The organism is Salinivibrio sp. PR919 (assembly GCF_001995355.1).
Lineage (GTDB): Bacteria > Pseudomonadota > Gammaproteobacteria > Enterobacterales > Vibrionaceae > Salinivibrio > Salinivibrio proteolyticus.
Genome location: NZ_MUFL01000002.1, coordinates 47,097 through 63,608, shown reverse-complemented (window position 1 = coordinate 63,608; position 16,512 = coordinate 47,097). Strand labels below are relative to the sequence as shown.

The following is a 16,512-nucleotide window of genomic DNA, read 5'->3' as shown; positions in this document are numbered from 1 at the left end:
GGGGCCCACCGATTAAGCGTGATCGCTAATACGGGTTAAACCATTACGATCGACGCGCGTCAGGCTCGCGGCGAGGGTGCTGCCGTCGGGCAAGCACAAGTCGGGGGCTATGTCGGCAAGTGGATAAAGCACGAATTCGCGCACTTTCATGCCGTAGTGTGGCACCGTCAGTCGCGGATGATCGATGACGCGATTGCCATAGAGCAAAATGTCGAGGTCCAAGGTTCTTGGCCCCCAGCGTTCTGCTTTGCGTTCCCTGCCATAATCAAGCTCAATCGCTTGCGTTGCATCCAATAGTGTCAAAGGGTCAAGGTGGGTGTCCAGCGCAATCACCGCGTTAATATAATCCGGCTGATCCGCTGGCCCCATAGGTTTACTCGTGTAAAGCGGAGATGCCGCAACAAACTGACTTTGCGGCAATTGCTTTAAGGCAGCAATCGCTTGGTTCGCCTTTTCTATCGGGTTCCCCAAGTTACTACCAATGGCGATATACACACGATTCATGACGATGAATTCGATTGTGGTTTACGTCGTCGTGGCGCTTGCTTACGACGGCGAGGCTTACGAGTGTTACTGACTTTATTAATGGCGCGGACCATTTTCTGTCGGCCACCTTGGTCGGCACGTTGGAAATCACGCCACCATGCACCTAGCACCTCGGTATCTCCACCTTCAACCGCACCACGCATTTCTAACAAATCAAATGCCGCACGGAATTTGGATTCGTCAAGCAATTTAAAGGCGCGAGCCCCTGTGCGACGCGTCATGCGCATTTGCAGTTGCCAGATTTCTCGTACCATTGCCGTGAAACGTCGCGGAATCGCCACAGTTTTCACTTGCTCGTCAAGGATGTCGTTAGCGGCCACCATAAAGGCATCGTAATAACTCAAGCCACTTTCGAAAGTCATCTCCTCAGCACGTGTTACCACGGGATACCAAAGCATGGCCGCAAACAAAAAGGCCGGGTTAATCCGTTGACTGTTGGCGATCCGTTTATCCGTGGAGCTTAAGACCTGCTCAAGCATTTGTTCGGTTTGACTGGTGTGCTCTTCGGTAAAGTGCGCCGCAACCGCAGGGAAAAGCTGTTCGAAGAGATGATACTCTCGCAACATTTTATAGGTTGCCAAGCCTTGACCTGCTTGTAGCAGTTTCAGACTTTCTTCAAACATGCGCGCCGACGGGATTTCTTGTAGCAACGGGGCCAAGGTTTCAATCGGTGCTGCGGTAGCTGGATTGATGGTCATATCGAGCTTGACGGCAAAGCGTACCGCTCGCAACATCCGCACCGGATCTTCGCGATAGCGCGTTTCAGGATCACCAATCAAACGAATAATTCGATTGTTCAGGTCGTCCACACCACCGGCGTAATCACGAATCGAAAAATCAGCGATGTTGTAATACAGCGCGTTAACGGTGAAATCGCGACGTTGTGCATCTTCATCAATGCTGCCATAGACATTGTCTCTTAGCAGCATGCCGTCTTCTGAACGCGCCGTGTGCTTACTTTTCTTTGGATCAGTGTGATGACCTCGAAAGGTCGCCACTTCAATCACATCGCGGCCGAACAGAATATGGGCAAGACGAAATCGCCGTCCGACAAGGCGGCAGTTTCGGAATAGCTTACGCACTTCATCTGGCGTGGCATTGGTGGCGATATCAAAGTCTTTGGGGTCACGCCCCAAGAGTAAATCACGCACACCGCCACCGACGAGATACGCCTCATAGCCCGCTTTATGCAGGCGATAGAGCACTTTCAGCGCATTTTCGCTGATACCTTTTCGCGAAATGCCATGTGCTTTGCGGGGGATAACTTCCAACTTAAGATCCTCTATTGCTCGTGATTTATTATCACGATTMAGAACCTTACGGCAAAAGCTGGTCACTCGATTAAAGATAGCTCACCTCGTCATTTACAGTTCGGGCCATGAAACAGCGGCATATAATATATCAGGGTGGGAAATTTTAGAATGCTGTCTTTACCTCTGTTTCCCGTGGCAGGGTGGCTATTGACCATCTTTTTACCGCTTCTGCCAATAATTCTCCCGGTTTCGCCGAGCGCCAATCTGGAGAAAATGGCATTCCCAAAAACGCTAATGCGGCGAGTAACGCTGGCATTGGGTCGGCGCGATTAATCGCGGGAGCATGATTCTGCTTAGATAACTTGTTCCCATCGGCATTGACTGCCAAGGGCAAGTGTAGATAGCGTGGTGCCACCTTACCCAGCTTTTGATACAAGGCAATGTGACGCCCTGTGGGCATAATTAAATCCGCGCCGCGCACCACATCAGTAATGCCTTGGTCAATATCATCCAAGACCACCGCGAGATTATAGGCATACAGACCATCACGCCGTTTGATAATAAAGTCTTCACTGGCAAGTGCCGCATCCATGTCTAGCGTACCGTGAAGCCGATCCTCAAAAGCGAGAATCGCAGCCGGACTTTTCAAGCGTACCGCCGCTTGCTCTGGCCCCTGATGCTTTTCTCGGCATGTCCCTAAATAGATCCCACCTGCCGCTTTAATTTGTTTACGTGTGCACGTGCAATAGTACGCCTCGCCCGAGGCTAACCACGCATCAATCTGCGCTTGGTAATCAAGCAAGTGATCACTTTGATACCGCACCGCACCATCCCAATGCAGTCCATAGGCTTCGAGTGTTTGCAAAATATCACTCGCCGCCCCTGCAACCTCTCGCGGCGGATCAATATCTTCGATTCTCACCAGCCATTGTCCATCGTGAGCGCGTGCATCTAAGTAGGAGCCTAATGCCGCGACCAAAGAGCCAAAATGCAAAGGACCGGACGGTGAAGGCGCAAAGCGGCCAATATAGTGCGTGTGCGAGGTCATGATAAGCGGGCAATCAAGGGCATAAGCCTGGTGGCAACAAGGAATAGCGCAAATTGTACGGGGATATAGCCTGAACACAAGCATACCAAGACACAAAAAGGGAGCCGAAGCTCCCTTTTATCCAATTGAGTATACCGCCAATTCACTGCATTGGCTGTCGGGGCAATTAGCCCGCCATTTGCTTTTCTTTAAGCTCAGCAAGCGTTTTGCAGTCGATACATAGCTCGGCGGTCGGACGCGCTTCAAGGCGACGAATACCGATTTCCACACCGCACGAGTCACAAAAACCGAAGTCATCGTCTTCAATGCGTTGTAGGGTTTTGTCGATTTTTTTGATCAACTTGCGCTCACGATCGCGGTTACGCAGCTCCAAACTGAACTCCTCTTCCTGCGCCGCTCGGTCAACAGGATCGGGAAAGTTTGCCGCTTCGTCTTTCATATGGTTAACCGTACGATCGACTTCTTCCCTGAGCTGATTACGCCACGCGTTGAGGATTTTACGGAAATGCTCGAGCTGTGGCTCGCCCATATATTCCTCACCAGGCTTCTCCTGGTATGGCTCTAATCCGGCAATGGCCAGGATGCCCAGCGATTTCTTTTCTTTGCTTTCTGGCATTCAGCTTCTCCTAAAAACACCTTGACATGACCCGTGTCAGTCAAATGAGGGCGCTATCTATATCAGAAAGCCTATAGGGTGGCAATCTTTGATTTACGCCCTGCTACGCCCAGTGTGAACATGTCTACACTTTTGCTGTATTCGCAACAAAAGGTACGGAATTAACCAGTATTAGCTCACTTGGCGACAACTCAGCTTGGTAACAAATTACTTCCACACCCGCCGCCACCGCGTCATTTAATAACTGATTATAGTCCGCGTCGATATGGGGGGCACCGGTGACTTTTTCAATCCCTGAATGCAAAACAGCAAACAGTAATACGGCACGATGGCCTTGTTCGACCATTGAAATCAGTTCACGCAGATGCTTTTGCCCTCGGGTTGACACCGCATCTGGGAAGGCTCCCCAGCCGTCCTCCTCTAATAGGGTGACACTCTTTACTTCTATATAGCAGTCCGTTTTGTCATCGTCACGTAATAGAAGGTCTATGCGACTGTTTTCGCTGCCATAGCGTACTTCTGTCTGTAATTGTGCATAGCCGGCTAGTTCAGGAATACGCCCAGCCTCAATCGCCTCAACCACTAAGGTGTTGGCGCGGGCCGTATTGACACAAATCCAGTGACCTTGCTGAGTATAATTGAGCTCCCAGCTATGCGGATATTTACGCTTTGCATTGTCCGACGTGGAATACCACACGGTATCGCCGGGAGTTGCACACCCCGTCATAGCGCCTGTATTGGCACAATGCATCGTCAAGGTGTCGCCATTGGCCAGCGTGACATCGGTTAAAAAGCGTTTATAACGGCGCACTAAGGTGGCCGACTGGAGTGGTGGAGAAAACTGCATGCTCAATTCCTGCTAGTAAGATCAAACGCGTGTAAGCATTGGTATAAGGCTCTCCCCTCACTATCACGCTGGCCATGTGTGGCTTGATGAGAAGGCGAAGCGTAGAGACCAAAGCGTTGGCAAGTAAATGTTAGCGGTGGTAGCGCCGGTCCGTCCAAACCTTGAACGGTTTTAACCCCTCGACGTAAAGTGATGTGAGGAGTAAACGCATGACTATCACGCTGTGCTGGCCAAGCTGCTAACTGGCTTAAGCGATGGGCCAGATCGCACAACATAGCGGACGGCGTCGCGACGGTGGCACAAGCGATGTTTGGCCCTGACCAGATGGCTAATTGTGATAATGTCAGGGAGAATGAGGAGAGACGAATAACGTTGGCCTCTTCACACAACGCTGGTAACACCGCCTCCGGCACGTCCCCTAAAAACGCTAGCGTGAGGTGCAAGTTGGCGTCAGGCACGGCGCGCCCTTCCCCCGATAGCTGATTTTTATAGTCAGCCAGCGCCTCTCTGGCAGCAAGGTTCACGCTCTCATTCAAGCCCAGCGCGAAAAATACTCGCATGGGGTCTCCTTTTGCGTCTGGTTCGTTAAAATAACCGCTTTGATTCTGACACAAAGGGCAAACGCTTGTCTCAGCTTCCGATTGATGCCGTGATTCCGCCGTTAATTGACGGCTTGCGCCAGTACCCACAAATCATTTTATCGGCGCCACCGGGCGCCGGTAAGTCAACGCGCCTGCCACTCGCACTGCTCGAACGCACCGCCTTAACCGGCAAAATCCTACTCCTTGAACCAAGACGTTTAGCTGCGCGAAACATCGCTGCTTTTTTAGCGCAACAGTTAAATGAAGCAGTTGGACAAACCGTGGGGCTGAGAATGCGTGGCCACACACAAGTCAGTGCCAACACCCGCTTAGAAGTAGTTACCGAAGGTGTCCTGACGCGCTTACTGCAACAAGACCCAATGCTAGAAGACGTAAGCCTGATCCTATTCGATGAGTTTCACGAGCGCAGTTTATACGCCGATCTAGCGCTGGCCCTAAGTCTCGACAGCCAAGCGGGCCTGCGCGAAGACTTACGTTTAATTGTGATGTCAGCGACCTTAGACAATCACGCCTTATGTCAATGTCTGCCTGACGCATTGGTACTCGCTACCGAAGGGCGCAGCTTTCCAATTCACTATCACTATCAGCCAATCGCTCGCCGTGACCAGTGGGAAAGTGCGGTGGCACGCGCTAGTCTCGACTTTATCCGACAACACTCAGGCTCGGCACTGATGTTTTTGCCCGGGATGCAGGCAATACGCCGCGTCCATCAAGCGCTACAAAACACGCTCCCCGACGACATGGATTTACATCTGCTTCACGGTAGCCTCGACTTTTCAGCGCAGCAAGCGGCTATCGCACCTGCACCCAAGGGAAGGAGAAAGTTGGTACTGACTACCAATATTGCAGAAACCAGTTTGACGATTGATGGRGTCCAGCTGGTCATTGATTCGGGTCTTGAGCGTTTGGTGACCCACCACGCGCAGACGGGTATCGATAAGCTCGTCACTCGGCATATTGCGCGCAGCTCTGCAGTTCAGCGTGCTGGACGGGCCGGACGACTCAGCGAGGGACATTGCTTACGTCTTTATAGTGAGGAGCAATTCCAGCGCCTGCCTGCGGCCCCTGATGCACCGATTCTGCGTGAAGACTTAACCGACTTGGCCCTGAATGTGATCCAATGGGGCTGTGACGTCCAAGATTTACACTGRCTTGACGCGCCCCCCGCGAAACATTGGCAAGCTGCCTGCCAAAGACTGACACAATTAGGCCTGACGGATACACGACAGACATTCACCGCGCTCGGGCAACGGGCTAGCCAATTGGCCGCCCAACCTCGCGCTGCAGCAATGCTCGCACGCGTGGAAACGGCCGCCACATCAGTGCAATCGACCGCTTGCTGGTTAGCCGCTTGGGTGGATAAACCGGTCAGAGGAAACGGATCATTATCGCTTATCGATCAGGTGCGCGCCGCGATGTCATCGCGAGAGCACCAGTCACGGGCCAAGTCGCTGGCTCACGTACTTGGCATCCGTTTGACCCATACACTCGATGAGCAGGCATTGCCGTTATTGGCCGCTTTCGTTTGGCCCGATCGCATTGCGCAATCACGTGGGCAATCGGGGCGCTTTGTGATGGCAAATGGTCACGGCGTCACACTCGACAGCCAGGATCCCCTGAGCCATGCCGACACGCTGGTGATCTGTGATGTAATGGCCAGTGAGCGTAGCGATAGCCGGGCCTACTGCGCCATTGCGTTATCCCTGACGACCTTGAGTGAGGCTCGTCCCGATCTGTTTACACACCGAGAAGTGATCGCGTGGGATGAACAGCGTGGCACGCTACGTGCAGAAAAACAGCAGTGTTTGGGAGAGCTGGTGTTTAGCCGCCAACCGCTTGATACGCTTACCGCGGAGCAGAAAGTGCAAGGGTTACTTGATGCGGTTCGTCAAAAAGGCCTTCAGGCATTGAATTGGCAGCCAGAAAGTCAGTCCTTACTCACACGGGCGCGCTGCGCACAGGCGTGGGGACTCGACATTAGGTTACCGCCTTTAAGCGATGCGGACTTGCTTAACACCCTCGATACATGGCTTGCGCCGTTTATGCACGGCCTATCGCGTTGGCAAGCACTTAAACAGTTAGATCTAAAACCAGTACTCGAAGCTTGGTTTGGGTATGAGACGACGCAACAGCTTAACGCCGCCCTACCCACTCACCTAACGGTGCCGACTGGCTCTCGCTATCGATYACGCTACGAGCCTAACAAGGCACCGGTTTTGGCGGTGAAGATGCAAGAGATGTACGGACAAGCGCAAACACCGACGCTTGCCAATGGTAAGGTAGCGGTCCAGCTAGAACTCTTGTCCCCTGCCGGGCGACCGTTACAAATAACCCAAGACTTAGCGGGCTTTTGGCAAGGGGCCTATAAAGAGGTGCAAAAAGAAATGAAGGGACGCTACCCTAAACACCTTTGGCCGGATGACCCAGCCAATCATGTGCCCACACGCAAAACGAAACGCCATTTTAACCAGAGTTAACCGATTGTATGGCTAATAAAAAAACACGCACAAGCACTAAGAAACGCACCGCGCCGACCCGTCGGACGAAAAAAGCGACCGCCAAGCCAAGCTGGACCAAGCGCTTGCTTACCTTCGGCTTTAAATGCAGTTTGGTCGGTATAGCGGCTATCGTTATCCTCGGTATTTACTTAGATGGCAAAATCCAAGACAAATTTAGTGGTCAAATTTGGCAGCTCCCGGGCGTTGTCTATGGCCGTGTGATTAGCCTGTCACCGGGGAGCGATTTTTCCTTGGTTCAGTTGCGCCAGCAGCTAGATGCACTCAACTACCAAAAAGTGCGTACCCCCAAGCGCCCCGGTGAATACTCAGCGTCGCAGACACGGTTAGAAATCATCCGCCGTCCGTTCGACTTTGAAGACGGTCCGGCCACCGCTCGGCACGCCATGCTAAGCTTTAACGGCAACCAAGTGACCAAAATCACCGAGGTAAGCAGCAACCAACCGCTAGGGCTGTTGCGTATCGAACCCAAGTTATTGGGGATGATGGAGTCTGGGATCCACGAACAGCGTTTATTTTTACCCCGGGAGCGCTTTCCTGAATTTCTGGTAGAAGCCCTGATCACAACCGAAGACCGCGACTTTTACCACCACGAGGGGGTCTCTCCAACGGGGATATTGCGAGCCTTGGTGGCCAATATTCGTGCAGGTCGCACTGTACAAGGTGGCTCAACCCTCACCCAACAGCTCGCCAAAAACCTGTTCCTAACCCGTGACCGCACCTTGTGGCGAAAAGTCCAAGAGGCCTACATGGCACTGTTGCTCGATTTTCGCTACAGCAAAGACAAAATCCTCGAGGCTTACCTCAATGAAGTGTATCTCGGTCAAAACCGCGGTGAACCTGTGCATGGATTTCCATTGGGCGCCAGACTCTACTTTGGACGTCCCATCAACGAGCTGCGCGTTGACCAACTTGCGTTGTTGGTTGGCATGGTCAAGGGGCCGTCTTATTACAACCCCTTCCGTCATCCTGAGCGCGCGAAAACTCGTCGCGATCTCGTTTTACGGTTAATGATGGAGCAAAACCTACTCACCAGCTCAGACTATGATGCGGCCGCCAGCCGCCCGCTAGATATTCAAAACACGCCCTCGCTGGCACGCCCCCAACCGGCTTACTTTGATCAGCTCAAAGAAGAAATTCGTCAAAAGGTCGGCGACAAATACGCTGCTGGTGCTGGCCTGCGCATATTCACCACCCTCGATCCTGTCTCTCAACAGGCCATCGAACGCGCGGTGACCACTAAGGTCAAAGCATTAAAAGGACGGGCCGGTAACCAACTGGAAGCCGCAGCAGTGATTGCCGACCGTCGCAGTGGCGARGTTCGCGCCATGGTCGGCGGCGCAAAGCCCGGTTTCGCCGGATTTAACCGCGCCCTGAACGCAAAACGCCCAATTGGGTCATTGGCCAAACCGGCGGTGTATCTTGCGGCATTAAGCCATCCGACCCGTTTTCAGCTTACCAGCGACATTGACGACAAACCCATTCGTCTTGAGGGCAGTCAAGGCAGCAGTTGGCAACCGCGGAACTATGACCGTCAATACCGAGGCAGTGTGTCTTTGCTCACGGCACTGGCCAAGTCGTATAACGTGCCCACGGTGAATCTCGGCATGCAACTGGGCTTAGGTGAAGTGATTGACACCTTCGGCAAGCTGGGTGCGAATACTGATGCCATTCCACGCGTGCCATCCGTGCTGCTTGGTACATTTAGCATGAGTCCGTTTGACGTTACTCAGATGTATCAAACCCTCGGCAGTGCTGGTCAGCGCGCGCCTCTCACCGCACTGCGGGCTGTGACCACCAAAGAAGGCCATAGTCTTTATCGCAACTGGCCCAAAGCAGAGCGTGTGGTACCAGAGCAAGCCGGTTGGTTAACCTTATATGCGATGAAACAAGTCGTTCAACAAGGAACGGGCCGCTACTTGCAGCAACATCATGGCCAGTTTGCGCTCGCCGGTAAGACAGGTACAACCGACGACAACCGTGATAGCTGGTTTGTTGGCATGGATGATAAGGAAGTCACCACTATTTGGTTGGGCCGCGATGACAACCAATCAACGGGACTGACCGGTGCATCAGGGGCGTTGCGTGTCTATGACGATTACCTCACGCGCCGCGGTGCGAGCAACCTCAGCGTCGCGTGGCCTGCACAAGTCACCACCGTCACGGTGCAACATAACGCGAGTCGCTATCAACTGGACTGTTACGGTAACCAAAAACTCCCTATGTGGGATCCGAATGGTGAGTTGGCGAAACGGTGTGATAAACCAGACCCAGTCGGATGGCTGAAAGGCTTGTTTAACTGACAAAACCTAAAAGCCCCAGCTTGGATTGCTGGGGCTTTTTTAACGATCAATCAGATAGCTTCATCTTAGCCATGGATTAACCCTCGCTTAGCTGCGCAATCCGGTGCCTCGAGAAATTAATCCCCATGCCAAGGCATACAGCCCCGCAATAAACAGCAGTAAGACGCCAAACGAGGTGGTAATTCCCACATCCGAGACACCCAAAAAGCCGTAACGGAAGGCGTTAACCATATACACAATAGGGTTCAGTTTGGACACGCCCTGCCAAAACTCTGGTAACAGTGATAGCGAGTAAAAGACCCCGCCTAAATAGGTCAATGGCGTGAGGACAAAGGTTGGGATCAAGCTTATATCGTCGAAGGTTTTGGCGAAGATAGCATTGATTAATCCCCCCAGCGCAAACACCGCCGACGTCAGCACCACGGTCGTAATAACAATCAGAGGGTGCGCGATTTGCAAGTCGACAAAAAAGAGCGACGTCATGGTCACCAAGGCCCCCACAGCCAAGCCGCGACACATGCCACCACCAATGTAGCCGGCAATGATCACGTAGTTTGGAATCGGCGCGACCAACAACTCCTCAATATTATGTTGGAACTTGGCACTAAAGAAGGACGATGCCACATTCGAGTAAGAGTTGGTGATCACCGACATCATGATAAGCCCGGGCACGATGTACTCCATGTAGGTGAAACCTTCCATTTCACCAATTCGAGAGCCAATCAGGTTACCGAAAATAATAAAATAGAGGCTCATGGTAATCGCTGGTGGCACCAAGGTCTGTACCCAAATACGCGTAAAGCGGACCACTTCTTTGTGGATCAGGGTACGAAAAGCGACCCAATACAAGGCATTCATGCGTGGCCCTCCCCATTTTGCTGAATCAAGGTGACAAACAACTCCTCAAGACGATTCGCCTTGTTTCGCATCGACAGCACTTGCACACCTTGTTGCGACAACTGTTCAAATACCGGCGTCAGCCCGACTGATTTATTCACCTCCACTTCAAGGGTGTTAGTGTCGGTTTTTTGCCAATTCACGCCCTCTAAGGTGCTGAGCTTATGTCCAGGCTGCAAATCAAGAATGAAGGTTTCCGCGTCCAACTTGGCAAGCAGTGCTTTCATGGACGTGTCTTCCACCAGCTCACCCCGATTGATGATACCGATGTTTCGACACAGCATCTCCGCTTCTTCGAGATAGTGGGTGGTCAAAATAATGGTGATCCCTTGGCGGTTTATCTCACTGAGAAAGTCCCACATCGAGCGACGCAGTTCGATATCCACCCCAGCTGTCGGCTCGTCCAAGATCAATAGGCGAGGCTCGTGCATTAACGCGCGGGCGATCATCAAACGACGCTTCATCCCACCCGATAAGTTCCGTGCCGGCTCATGGCGTTTATCCCACAAGTCGAGCTGAGAGAGGTATTTTTTCGCACGCTCTTTGGCCTGAGCACGCGGCACACCGTAGTATCCAGCTTGGTTCACCACAATCTGCTGCACTTTTTCAAACTGGTTAAAGTTAAACTCTTGCGGCACAAGGCCAATTTGCTTTTTGGCTTCCACCTTTTGCGTGTCTAAGTCGTAGCCAAAAATGCTCACCTGACCTTGGGTCTTGTTGACCAGTGAGCTCAAGATGCCAATGGTGGTCGATTTTCCCGCCCCATTAGGCCCCAATAGCGCATAAAAATCGCCCTCCTCCACGGAGAGCGATACCCCTTTAAGCGCCTTGACATTGGACCCGTACGTTTTCACCAGGTCCTTAATTTCGATTGCTTTCATAAGCTCCCGTTACGTTTAAGCCATAACTTCGGTCACTTTGTGCGCGGCGCGTAATGCGTCATAACGGCTATCAAAGGTGTGATCGTCAGTGAGCCAATTTTTTACATGCAAGCGCTCCAATTGGTCCCGCGTTTTTTGGTGGGGACAGAGCAAAAAGACTTGGCAATTGACGTCTAACGCATCTTTGATGGCATTTTCCAGCGCGAGACCGACAGTCATATCAATCATGGGCACGTCGCTAAGGTCGAGGATCATGACATCAAATTCCTCAATTTTGCTATGTTGACGTGCAATCGCTTTTGAGACACTGAATATCATTGGGCCTGAGAGGTAGAAAAACAACACTTTTCCGTTCGCGCTGTCTAATAAGGCACGCTCCATATCGTTAAGCGGCACATCGTCCTCATCAGCATCACTGATCGCTTTCACTTGCTTTTCTTGCTCCCGGCTCAGGTGTTCAATCGCGATAATATTGGCGATAAACACCCCAACGCCGACTGCGACAATCAAGTCCACCAGTACGGTCAGCACCATCACACCATACATGATCACGGTTTGATGCAAACTGACTTTATGCGCACGTTGGATGAAGGTGCGGTCAAGAATATTAAAACCGACATAAATAGCGATACCCGCCAATACCGCCATCGGAATGGGCTCAGTCAGAAAGCCGGCGACTAAGATGACCGCCGCGAGCAAGAGTGCACGGATAATGGCCGACAACGGTGAGCGTCCCCCGACCTGCACATTGACGACCGTCCCCATGGTACCGCCAGCCCCTGGTAACGCGCCGAATAACCCAGCAACCATATTCGCTAACCCTTGGCCGCGTAACTCTTTGTCCGAGTCATGTTCCTCGCGAGTGAGTGAATCGGCAATCACCGCTGACAATAAGGTATCAATACAGCCTAAGGTCCCGAGAACCAAGGCATCGACCATCATGGTGGTGAGCATTTCACTGTTAAATTGAGGCAACACCAAGGTTGGCAGCCCGGTTGGGATCTCACCAATCCGGCGAATCGCCGCCAAATCAAACCATGCAATCGACAGTAAGGTGACCACAACGAGCGCAACCAGCTGCACCGGCATATAGCGCCGATAACGCTGTGGAAAGGAGAACAAAATACCCAATGTCACCAGTCCCAACAGTAATTCGCTTTGCTGAGTGTGAGCGATCAGATCGGGAAGACTTTTGAGCGTGCCTAACACCCCGCCATCAGGCGTGGCTTGGCCCAGTAAGGGTGGCAGTTGGAGAATAATCAGGATAACGCCAATCCCCGACATAAAACCGGAGATCACGCTGTAGGGCATTAAGGTCACGTACTTGCCCAGCTTGAGCGTTCCCAATATCACTTGGAACAGGCCCGCCATCATCACCACGGTAAAGCCCATTGCCATGCCGCCCTCAGGATAGCGCGACACCATGGTAGTGAGCACCGCGGTCATAATCACCGTCATCGGCCCAGTTGGCTCAGAGATAAGCGTTGAAGAGCCACCAAATAAAGCAGCAAACAAGCCCACTAAAATGGCGCCCCACATTCCGGCTTCCGCCCCCGCCCCTGACGCTACCCCGAACGCCAGCGAGAGGGGCAAAGAGATAACCGCCGTGGTGACGCCCCCAAACAGGTCCCCTTTGAGGGTCCAGTTTTTGAATCGTTCGAATTTCAAAACCTTTGATCCTTTCAAGTCGTATGCAGTTTCACGGCCATGACGGCTTTACTCACTGGCACGGGACTCACCCGGTGCGCGGGCGCCAGTATATAGGAATGTGTGTAAGATCAAATCAGGTAGGAAAACACGTGGTCAAGTTTCAAGCAAATGATTCGAAATGCGTAGAAATGTGGCAAATTTAAAATAAAAGCGTTGTAAAATAAGGTTTGCCAAAAACTTAGCAACGCTAAAAAAGAGCGAAAAGCGCGACATCACCCGCAAGGTCACGTCGCGCTATAAGGTTATGGCATCACTTCAACTAATCGGTTGGCCGCTTCAAGCGCCGGCTTACGTGTGGTGAAAATGTGTGCATCACGGACCCAATCACCTATGTGTAAGCGCTGCAATTGCTCACGCGTTTCGTCATGCGGGCACAGTAAAAACACCGTACAGTTCGCTTCTCGTGCATCTTTAATCGCGTTTTCGAGCGCCAGCCCAACGGTCATATCCAGCATAGGCACATCACTTAAGTCCAAAATCATCACACGGAACTCATTGATATGCGCATGTTGACGCGCAATGGCTTTAGAGACGCTGAAAATCATGGGCCCGGATAAATAGAAGAACAGTACTTGTCCATTACTGGCATCTAAAAGGGCACGCTCCTCATCATTCAGCGGTACCTCGTCATCCTCGGCATCACTGATTGCGCGCACTTGTTTCGCTTGCTCGCGACTGAGTCGTTCTATTACCAGTAAGTTAGCGATAAAGACCCCTAATCCCACCGCCACGATTAAGTCAACGAACACAGTCAGTGCCATCACGCCATACATGATCCCCGTCTGCTGCAAACTGATTTTGTGGGCGCGATGMARAAAGCTCCAATCKARGATATTAAARCCAACRTACAAGGCGATGCCCGCCAATACTGCCATCGGGATGGGCGCGGTCARCGCRCCGGCSACCAAYACCACCGCAGCCAGAATAAGCGCCCGCAAAATGCCCGATAGCGGCGAACGCGCCCCCACTTGGACATTGACTACAGTGCCCATGGTAGCCCCTGCGCCGGGCAAGGCGCCAAATAGCCCTGCGATCATATTGGCAATGCCTTGTCCGCGCAGCTCACGATCCGAGTCATGCTCTTGTCTGGTCAGCGAGTCCGCAATCACGGCGGTTAACAGGGTATCAATACAGCCGAGCGTCCCGAGTACCAGTGCATCAATGACCATAGCGGTAAAATGCTCGGGGGTGATATGAGGGATCACGAGCGACGGCAGGCCGGTTGGGATCTCACCAATTCGACGAATGCTGTCCGTATCAAAGAGTACCACCGACACCAAGGTAATACTGACAAGTGCCACCAGTTGCGCGGGAATGAAACGGCGGTACTTAGCGGGAAAGTAAAACAAAATCCCCAGCGTGAGCGCGCCGAGAAAGACTTCTTTAATGTCGGCATTAACCAGTAAATCCGGCAAGGCTTTTAAGGTACCGAGGACACCACCCGATGGCGCAGCTTGCCCTAATAACGGCGCAAGTTGGAGCAGAATCAATATCACGCCAATACCCGACATAAACCCAGAAACAACACTGTAGGGCATTAAGGTCACGTACTTACCCAAGCGCAAACTGCCAATCAGTACTTGGAACGCGCCGGCCATCATCACCACGGTAAAGCCCATTGCCAAGCCGCCTTCCGGGTAGCGCGCCATCATGGCAGTTAATACCGCCGTCATGATCACCGTCATCGGGCCGGTCGGCTCTGAGATCAGGGTGGACGAGCCACCAAACAGCGATGCAAAAAGCCCAACTAAGATGGCTCCCCAAAGTCCAGCTTCTGCACCGGCGCCTGAGGCGACACCAAAGGCTAACGCCAAAGGCAATGAAATAATAGCAGTCGTCACGCCGCCGAATAGATCGCCCTTTAATGACAGTTGTGCAAATCGTCCTTTATCAAACACGCACTACCTCTACTGCGGTTAAGATCATCATGGAGCGGACAGTATACGAATTTTCTCGCATTAACCTATCCGAGCAGTCGATCGCACCGTTAACAGCGTGATCCCTCGAGCGTCATAAATGTAAAAAGATGTGAATATTGATCTCAGTATATTTCACGGCGTAACAGTGAGGTATAGTGGCAATTGATATGTTTGCCAAAAGACACGTTGCCCATGGCCAAAATCAAAGCTTTATTTGCTAACAACAAAGCATGGTCGCAAGATATTCGCGACAGTAACCCCCAGTTTTTTGCCAACTTGGCCCAAGAACAACATCCTGAATACCTCTGGATTGGCTGTGCTGATAGCCGCGTACCCGCCGAGCGCCTGACAGGATTAGACTCGGGTGAGTTGTTTGTTCACCGCAATGTCGCCAATCAAGTGATTCACACCGATCTCAATTGTTTATCCGTGGTGCAGTACGCCGTCGATGTCCTACAGATCAAGCACATTATTGTCTGTGGGCATTATGGATGTGGCGGTGTCCACGCGGCTATTGATAACCCAGAGCTTGGTCTGATCAATAACTGGTTACTCCATATTCGCGATTTGTACCTCAAACACAAACATTATCTCGGCAGCCTGCCACCCCAAGAACGCGGTAATCGCCTGTGCGAAATTAATGTGGCTGAGCAAGTGTATCATTTGGGCAATTCCACCATTTTGCGTGCGGCCTGGGAGCGCGGCCAAGACGTGAAAGTACATGGTTGGTTCTACAACACCACCGACGGTATTTTGCGCGATTTAGGCATGACCGCAGATAGCCGCGAGTCGCTGGAAGTGAACTACCAAGCGGCGATGAGTCATCTAGTGCCCGACTCTGCCGCGCCGGTTTGTTGTGAGAATTGACACAGTGCTGACACAGTCACACTTGTGATCGCGACTTAATCGTCGTACAACACCGCCATGACTCCGATCGCGCACGCTTCATCATCAACAATGCACCGCTCTCCGCTCACCATGTGGCTGATGGCGGGCATGATGCTGTTTGCGGTGCTGGTCAATGTGGCAGCGCAAGCACAGGTTTCACCGTTTCGCTCCAGCAGCCAAGTCCATGCCCTTCAGCAAACTCCGGCGCTCGTTTCTACCGCGAGAGCCAGTGTTGCCTTGCCTGCGGCATTGCCTGATGACGATACCCAACCGCCACATTTAGTCGCGATTCTTCCTCCCCCGCACATTCGCCTTGCTTGGCACCTGATTGCCTTTTTGTGCGCACTTGGGGTGTGCCTGCCACGCCAGTATCTTGCTTTTTCGCTCCCCCGTCTTGGTGGCTGGCGAGAACACAACCTGCAATATCGCTTTATTCATTCGCGTTAATCGTTCGCTTTCCTAAAGGCCGTCGCGCCTTTCCCCCAA

Annotated in this window: 14 protein-coding genes; 4 read left to right on the top strand and 10 right to left on the bottom strand. The window is 52.3% G+C overall.

Annotated features, from left to right (window positions below; translation table 11 throughout):
- Positions 1 to 12 precede the first annotated feature (12 nt).
- From folK to thpR, 6 genes are all read right to left on the bottom strand, one after another.
- Positions 13 to 504, bottom strand: coding sequence for a 2-amino-4-hydroxy-6-hydroxymethyldihydropteridine diphosphokinase (gene folK, locus BZG83_RS00685; RefSeq protein WP_069588415.1), 492 nt, complete (start codon positions 502 to 504; stop codon positions 13 to 15).
- Complete coding sequence (gene pcnB, locus BZG83_RS00680; RefSeq protein WP_077455324.1) at positions 501 to 1,883, bottom strand: polynucleotide adenylyltransferase PcnB; 1,383 nt, start codon at positions 1,881 to 1,883, stop codon at positions 501 to 503. Before pcnB ends, folK begins: the two co-directional genes overlap by 4 nt.
- Positions 1,884 to 1,962: 79 nt before the next feature.
- Positions 1,963 to 2,847 (bottom strand): tRNA glutamyl-Q(34) synthetase GluQRS, encoded by an 885-nt coding sequence (gene gluQRS / locus BZG83_RS00675; RefSeq protein WP_077478977.1) that lies wholly within the window; start codon positions 2,845 to 2,847, stop codon positions 1,963 to 1,965.
- 166 nt (positions 2,848 to 3,013) lie between these two features.
- On the bottom strand, positions 3,014 to 3,463 hold the full coding sequence (dksA, locus tag BZG83_RS00670) for an RNA polymerase-binding protein DksA (RefSeq protein ID WP_069586438.1): 450 nt from the start codon (positions 3,461 to 3,463) through the stop codon (positions 3,014 to 3,016).
- Between the two features lie 124 nt (positions 3,464 to 3,587).
- Positions 3,588 to 4,310: a DNA/RNA nuclease SfsA gene (gene sfsA, locus BZG83_RS00665; RefSeq protein ID WP_077478976.1), complete on the bottom strand. Its 723-nt coding sequence runs from the start codon at positions 4,308 to 4,310 to the stop codon at positions 3,588 to 3,590.
- Between the two features lie 2 nt (positions 4,311 to 4,312).
- Positions 4,313 to 4,870, bottom strand: coding sequence for an RNA 2',3'-cyclic phosphodiesterase (gene thpR, locus BZG83_RS00660; protein ID WP_077478975.1), 558 nt, complete (start codon positions 4,868 to 4,870; stop codon positions 4,313 to 4,315).
- 65 nt (positions 4,871 to 4,935) lie between these two features.
- Between thpR and hrpB the strand changes: the two genes are divergently transcribed.
- Entirely contained in the window at positions 4,936 to 7,389 is a 2,454-nt protein-coding gene (hrpB, locus tag BZG83_RS00655; protein ID WP_077478974.1) for an ATP-dependent helicase HrpB, read from the top strand.
- An 8-nt stretch (positions 7,390 to 7,397) separates the two neighbouring features.
- Complete coding sequence (gene mrcB, locus BZG83_RS00650; RefSeq protein ID WP_077478973.1) at positions 7,398 to 9,731, top strand: penicillin-binding protein 1B; 2,334 nt, start codon at positions 7,398 to 7,400, stop codon at positions 9,729 to 9,731.
- 87 nt (positions 9,732 to 9,818) lie between these two features.
- Here mrcB and BZG83_RS00645 read toward each other — a convergent pair whose 3' ends face one another.
- The 4 genes from BZG83_RS00645 to BZG83_RS00630 all read right to left on the bottom strand — a co-directional run bounded on the left by BZG83_RS00645 (position 9,819) and on the right by BZG83_RS00630 (position 15,117).
- Complete coding sequence (locus BZG83_RS00645) at positions 9,819 to 10,589, bottom strand: ABC transporter permease (RefSeq protein ID WP_069586433.1); 771 nt, start codon at positions 10,587 to 10,589, stop codon at positions 9,819 to 9,821.
- The gene (locus tag BZG83_RS00640; RefSeq protein ID WP_069586432.1) at positions 10,586 to 11,509 is read right to left on the bottom strand and encodes an ABC transporter ATP-binding protein; all 924 of its coding nucleotides are present in this window, start codon (positions 11,507 to 11,509) and stop codon (positions 10,586 to 10,588) included. Before BZG83_RS00640 ends, BZG83_RS00645 begins: the two co-directional genes overlap by 4 nt.
- A 15-nt stretch (positions 11,510 to 11,524) precedes the next feature.
- Positions 11,525 to 13,177, bottom strand: coding sequence for a SulP family inorganic anion transporter (locus BZG83_RS00635; protein WP_069586431.1), 1,653 nt, complete (start codon positions 13,175 to 13,177; stop codon positions 11,525 to 11,527).
- Positions 13,178 to 13,461: 284 nt separating this feature from the next.
- Positions 13,462 to 15,117, bottom strand: a complete 1,656-nt coding sequence (locus tag BZG83_RS00630; RefSeq protein ID WP_077478972.1) for a SulP family inorganic anion transporter — start codon at positions 15,115 to 15,117, stop codon at positions 13,462 to 13,464.
- A 213-nt stretch (positions 15,118 to 15,330) separates the two neighbouring features.
- On the opposite strand from BZG83_RS00630, the gene can reads away from it, so the two are divergent.
- Together can and BZG83_RS00620 are read left to right on the top strand one after the other, a co-directional pair.
- Positions 15,331 to 16,005, top strand: coding sequence for a carbonate dehydratase (gene can / locus BZG83_RS00625; protein WP_077478971.1), 675 nt, complete (start codon positions 15,331 to 15,333; stop codon positions 16,003 to 16,005).
- Between the two features lie 90 nt (positions 16,006 to 16,095).
- Positions 16,096 to 16,473: a hypothetical protein gene (locus tag BZG83_RS00620; RefSeq protein WP_077478970.1), complete on the top strand. Its 378-nt coding sequence runs from the start codon at positions 16,096 to 16,098 to the stop codon at positions 16,471 to 16,473.
- Positions 16,474 to 16,512 lie beyond the last annotated feature (39 nt).